A 5,225-nucleotide genomic window follows, 5' to 3' on the forward strand; every position below is an offset into this window, starting at 1 on the left:
GCGCGACGGCCGTCGGGAACGGCAGGCACTGGTGCGACTGGAGCGTCGCGCAGCGACTGCAGGATCGTAGGCGGGGCTTTCAAGCCCCGACGCGGCGGCACGACGACATCAACATGCAATCGCCCTGTGGGCGGCAGGCGGCAGGAGGGAGCGCCCTCGTGCTAGAAAGATCGACGCTGGCAGCATAGGTTCATTGTACCGCCGGCTTCTGCCTGCCTCCTGCATAGTAGTCCAGCACTGCGCCCAGGCTCTCGGACATCGTGCGGGCCGGGCGGAAGCCGGCTGCGTCCAGCGAGGAGGCCACCGACCAGCGCGGGCTGGTCAGCGGACCGGCCCCCTCGATCCGGGTCGGAAGGCGACGGGCAGCCGCCTCCCGCTCGACAGTCGCCGCCACCTCACCCACGCTGAGCACCTCTGAGACGGCGTTGACCGCGCGCGCACGGGACGGAGCGCCTGGCGCCTCAGCCTGGGCCAGCCGGGCCGCGACACGCAACGACTGAACGGCATCATCCAGGTGCAGGAAGCCAATCGGCCGGTTGGCGCTCGGGTGGACGGTGAGCGGCTGGCCCTCGACGGCTCGCAGGCTGAACAGGTTCGGGACCGTCAGGAAGCGTGGATCGTGCTTCATCAACGGCCCCAGGCCGTACACCACCCCGAGCCGGACGCTCACGGCCGGCAGCGGGTGCTGCGCCGCCAGCATCTCCAGCAGCTTCTCGGCGTAGACCTTGCTCAGGTGAGAGAGATCGCCGATCTGCCCATACGGCGTGTCCTCCCCCACGACGCCCGCGAGATAGTCGCCGTACACGCGGAACGAGCTGCCGTAGACGAGCGCCCTCGCACCGTGCCGCACGGCGGCCTCGTAGACGAGGCGCGGTGCAACGAGGTTGGTCTGCTCGGTGTAGGAGGGCGGGGCCGCCTGGGGATGAGCGCTCGCCTGGGCCGCCAGGTGGTACACGGCGTCGAGCGGGCTGCCGTCTGCCGTGGCGGCGACGCAGGCGTGCTCCAGCGTGCGCGCACTGTTGATGCTGCCGCGCACCAGTTGGAAGCCCGGACGGCGCGCCAGCCGCCTGACGACGGCCGGGACCGTCGAGAAGCCGTTCTCCAGCCCGACGACGCGCTCGCCATCGGCCAGGAGCGCCTCGGCCAGGGCCGCCCCGATGTACCCGATACCAGTGATGAGCGCCGTCATAGGGAAACGGCCCCGCCTCTCTGCGTCGGAGAGGATGTCGGCGAAGCCGATATTCGCGCCGCGCAGCGGGTCGGGGGGTGAGGTCGCGTGAGCGCCGTCACGAGGCCGCCGACGTATCCCGTGAGCCGCTCAGGTCGGTCGTCTGCCCCAGCTCCACCAGGGCGGCCAGCGCTCGCGCCACCACGTTCCGCTCATTGGTGAACGAGAGGCGGCGCTCGGCCTCGCCAATCGGGAACCAGACGGCCTCGTCGTACTCGTGGTCGTGCAGGGACGTGTCCCCGCCAATCGCTTCCATCAAGTAGAAGTGGACCGTCTTATAGTGACGAACGCCGTGCAGCACGAACCAGTACTGAATGTCGTGGAGCGGGCGAAGCAGCCGGACCTGGATACCCGTCTCCTCGGCCACCTCGCGGACCGCCGTCTGATCGAGCGACTCGCCCCGGTTCGGCGTCCCCTTCGGCAGCACCCAGCGCTCCGGCTCGGAGCGCCCGACCAGCACCACCTCGATGCCCGCCGGCCCCCGTCGATAGGCGACGCCGCCAGCCGAGACATCCCGGACGGTCTTGAGCCGCCGTCCATCCGTCCCGCCTTTGCCGTCGCCCCCGCGCCCGTCCGCCACTGCCGTCCACCGTCCTACGCCGTCAACTGGGCAGCCGATTTGCGAGATCTGGCCGCCCACCTTTCCATGATATCAGCGCACGGGACGTGCCGGGCGGCCGGTTCGCGTCGTCTTCGCCCGACAGCCACGGCGCTCTCGAAGGGGCTGGCGCACTGCTGCGAGTTTCTGGCTGTTCTGCCGAAAAATGTCCCCGTTTGGCGAATCGGGAAGGGACGAAAAACGGGGGGCAAATTCGTCCTTTCCAACCCTAAACATCCCGCTGAACCTGCCGATTATGTAGTCGTGCGGAGCTTCTCGGAGCGGCCGCAGGGGCCAGACTAAGGATGGACTGGCTCGCATGGAAGCAGTGGCACGACATGGAGGTATCGGACCGTGCGCATTAACACCAACATCAACGCGCTCAACGTGCAGCGGAACCTGACCAGCGTCAACGGCGGGCTCTCCAAGAGCATCGAACGCCTCTCCAGCGGCCTCCGGATCAACCGGGCGGCAGACGACGCGGCAGGCCTCAGCATCAGCGAGAAGCTGCGCGGCCAGTCACGGGGCTTGAACCAGGCGATCCGGAACGCCCAGGACGGCATCTCGATGATCCAGACCGCTGAAGGCGGCCTGAACGAGACTCACTCGATCCTGCAGCGCATGCGTGAGCTGGCGATCCAGGCGTCGAACGACACGCTCACCGATATCGACCGCGGCGCCGTTGCTTCGGAGCTGACCTCGCTCAAGAACGAGATCGACCGCATCGCCAACAACACCGAGTTCAACACCAAGAAGCTGTTGAACGGCAGCCTGAGCACCTCGCTCGCTGGCGCTGCCGCCACCGACCTCGTCAACAACGAGCTGATCGGCACCTCGGGCGTCGTGGCACAGGTCAACGTCGCAGGGGCGCAGTCGGGCACGACGTTCACCATGACGGCTGCTGGCACCACCGGCGTCACCCTGACGGCGACCATCGGCGGCCAGACGGTCTCGCAGACCATCGTCCTCTCCTCGATGACTACCGCCGGCACGCAGTCGCTCAACTTCAACACCCTCGGCGTGAGCATCAGCCTGAGCGGCGGTGGCGCGAACGGTACGATCGCCAACATCCAGGCGGAGCTGGTCGGCGCGTCCAACGACACTATCGTCACGTCCGTGGGCGCCTCGTCGGCATCGTTCCAGGTTGGCGCGAACGCCAACCAGACGGTCACCGTCTCGATGGACAGCTCGGTCACATCGGCCAACAACGCGAGCGCGGCAGGCGCATTCGGCTTTGGTGGCGGCTTCGCAAACCTGGCGGCGGCGGTCACGACGTTCGCCTCGTCCTCGAACACCACGAATGCCCAGGCCCTGATCCAGTCGCTCGACGACGCCATCGCGGATGTCTCCATGAACCGCTCTTCCCTCGGTGCTGTCCAGAACCGCCTCGAGCACTCGATCGAGAACCTGGCGACGTCGGCTGAGAACCTGACGGCCTCCGAGAGCCGCATCCGCGATGCGGACATGGCCGCCGAGATGGTCATCTTCACGCGGAACAACATCCTCTCGCAGGCGGGCACCTCGATCCTCGCCCAGGCGAACCAGCTGCCGCAGGGAGTGCTCTCGCTCCTCAAGTAGTCGGTCCGATGAGGTAGCTGGCCGCCGCATCGGGCAGCGGCCAGACCCATCTTCATCTTCGTGCTGCCATCGGCGGCGTGTCCCACCAGCGTGGGGCACGCCGCCTTTCGGCATTGAAAGGACCGTGCATCTCAGCCAGAACCCCTGGCGAGAGGGCCGCGATCCTCACCTGCGCGCACCCTGGAGAGACGCGACCGTGCAGCAGCATGTCGCAACCTGCATCCAGCCTCGCGTGCCAACGCGCCGACGTGGATCACCGCGCCAGCCCGGGCACGAGCCGCCAGAGCTACCCCACGCAGGGCAGCCGATCGTCGATCGGCTGCCCGCCGCGGCCGGGCCAGCAGCGGCTGCTGGCCAGCGCGGGGGGCATGATACGCTCCGGCCTGGGGTGCGCGACGTGCGCCAGCTTGGCGTACGCAACGGCCGTTGCCTCGGTGGACGCGATGCGCCCCAGCTGGGCGTGTACGACGCGCGCCGACCCGGTGTGCGCGGCAGCCCCCGCGGGGCGTGCGACGGAATCCCAGGCGGCGTGCCGCCCGATGCCGCATCGGCGTGCATGGGCCGGAGCGTTGCGGCCACGGCGCGCGGCGATCCGGCCGTTCGCTCGCCGATAGCGATGGCCCGTGGTGACCCGCGCGGGTCGCCACGCTCCGAGCTGCCGCATGCCCAGCGTCTGGGCGTCGGCAGACCGAGCGGTGGAGGGAGGCATCCGCCTCCGTCCACGAGCGCTGGCCGCCACCGGCGAGACAACTTGAGCGCGTGGCATCGTGGATGTCCGCCCGGCTGCCTGCCTGCCTCCGTCAGGTGGCGACAGCATGCCCGGACGCCCACCCGCGCGGACCGTCCGGCCAGGTCCGGACGGCGCTGGGCGCACGAACGCTGGCCGTATGAACGCTGGCCCCGGATGCCCGGCGCCTGGCGTGAGACGGCGCGCCGACGCACACGGCAACTCCTGCTGAGAGCGGCGATCGCTCGTCGGTAGGGTGACGCATGTCTGCGATAGAGGCCTCACGTGTTCCCAACGGGAACGCGTCCACTTTGCGTGTCCGTCGGCCCCTGCTCGATTCGAGTAGGGGCCACTTGTTTCCAACCACACGGACAGAAGGGGATTCGCAGAAGCGCGCAGAAGTGGCCCTGGAAAACCCTATAAAGCCTTCCCGGACCCGCCGATCATTCGAGTGTAGGCAGCGGGACGGGCCGCACGACAGAAACGTCAGGCGGGCTGCTCCGCACCAACAACACCAGACAGGCCACACCCCTGAGGGCGCATACGGCACGCTCGGATGCCGGTGTCTCAGGGTCATCCCTGGGAGGTTCGCTCACCCCCACCCGTCGCGTCCACCGCTTCCGAGGGCGGAACCGTACGCGCCTCGTGCGCAGCCACCATACGCGCCTCGTGCGCAGCCACCACACGCGCCCCGTGCGCACTGACCACAGGCGCATTCCGCGCCGCAACTTCTTGGCGCATCCCGCGCCACCTAGCGTCTCTGCACGGATGCAGCAGGCACACATGGAGGTACTCTCGTGCGTATCAACACCAACGTCAACGCGAACAACGTCCAGCGGAACCTGAACAGCACGAACGGCATGCTCTCGAAGAGCATCGAGAAGCTGTCCAGCGGTCTGCGGATCAACCGCGCTGGCGACGATGCGGCTGGCCTGTACGTTAGTGAGAAGCTGCGCGGCCAGACCCGGGGCTTGAACCAGGCGGTTCGCAACGCCCAGGACGGCATCTCGATGATCCAGACCGCTGAGGGCGGCCTGAACGAGACCCACACCATCCTGCAGCGCATGCGTGAGCTGGCGGTCCAGGGCGCGAAC

General features: G+C 68.3%; 4 protein-coding genes. 2 read left to right on the forward strand and 2 right to left on the reverse strand.

From position 1 onward, the window contains the following. Positions 1-190 precede the first annotated feature (190 nt). Both IT306_14200 and IT306_14205 read right to left on the reverse strand, forming a co-directional pair. Positions 191-1,189, reverse strand: coding sequence for an NAD(P)-dependent oxidoreductase (locus tag IT306_14200; GenBank protein MCC7369576.1), 999 nt, complete (start codon positions 1,187-1,189; stop codon positions 191-193). A 97-nt stretch (positions 1,190-1,286) separates the two neighbouring features. Further along, positions 1,287-1,808 (reverse strand): NUDIX hydrolase, encoded by a 522-nt coding sequence (locus IT306_14205; GenBank protein ID MCC7369577.1) that lies wholly within the window; start codon positions 1,806-1,808, stop codon positions 1,287-1,289. 372 nt (positions 1,809-2,180) lie between these two features. Between IT306_14205 and IT306_14210 the strand changes: the two genes are divergently transcribed. Both IT306_14210 and IT306_14215 read left to right on the forward strand, forming a co-directional pair. Further along, positions 2,181-3,404, forward strand: a complete 1,224-nt coding sequence (locus IT306_14210) for a flagellin (protein MCC7369578.1) — start codon at positions 2,181-2,183, stop codon at positions 3,402-3,404. Positions 3,405-4,928: 1,524 nt separating this feature from the next. Further along, positions 4,929-5,225: flagellin (locus tag IT306_14215; protein MCC7369579.1), on the forward strand; the 297-nt coding region annotated here is incomplete at its 3' end.

This window comes from Chloroflexota bacterium (assembly GCA_020850535.1).
GTDB lineage: Bacteria > Chloroflexota > UBA6077 > UBA6077 > JACCZL01 > JADZEM01.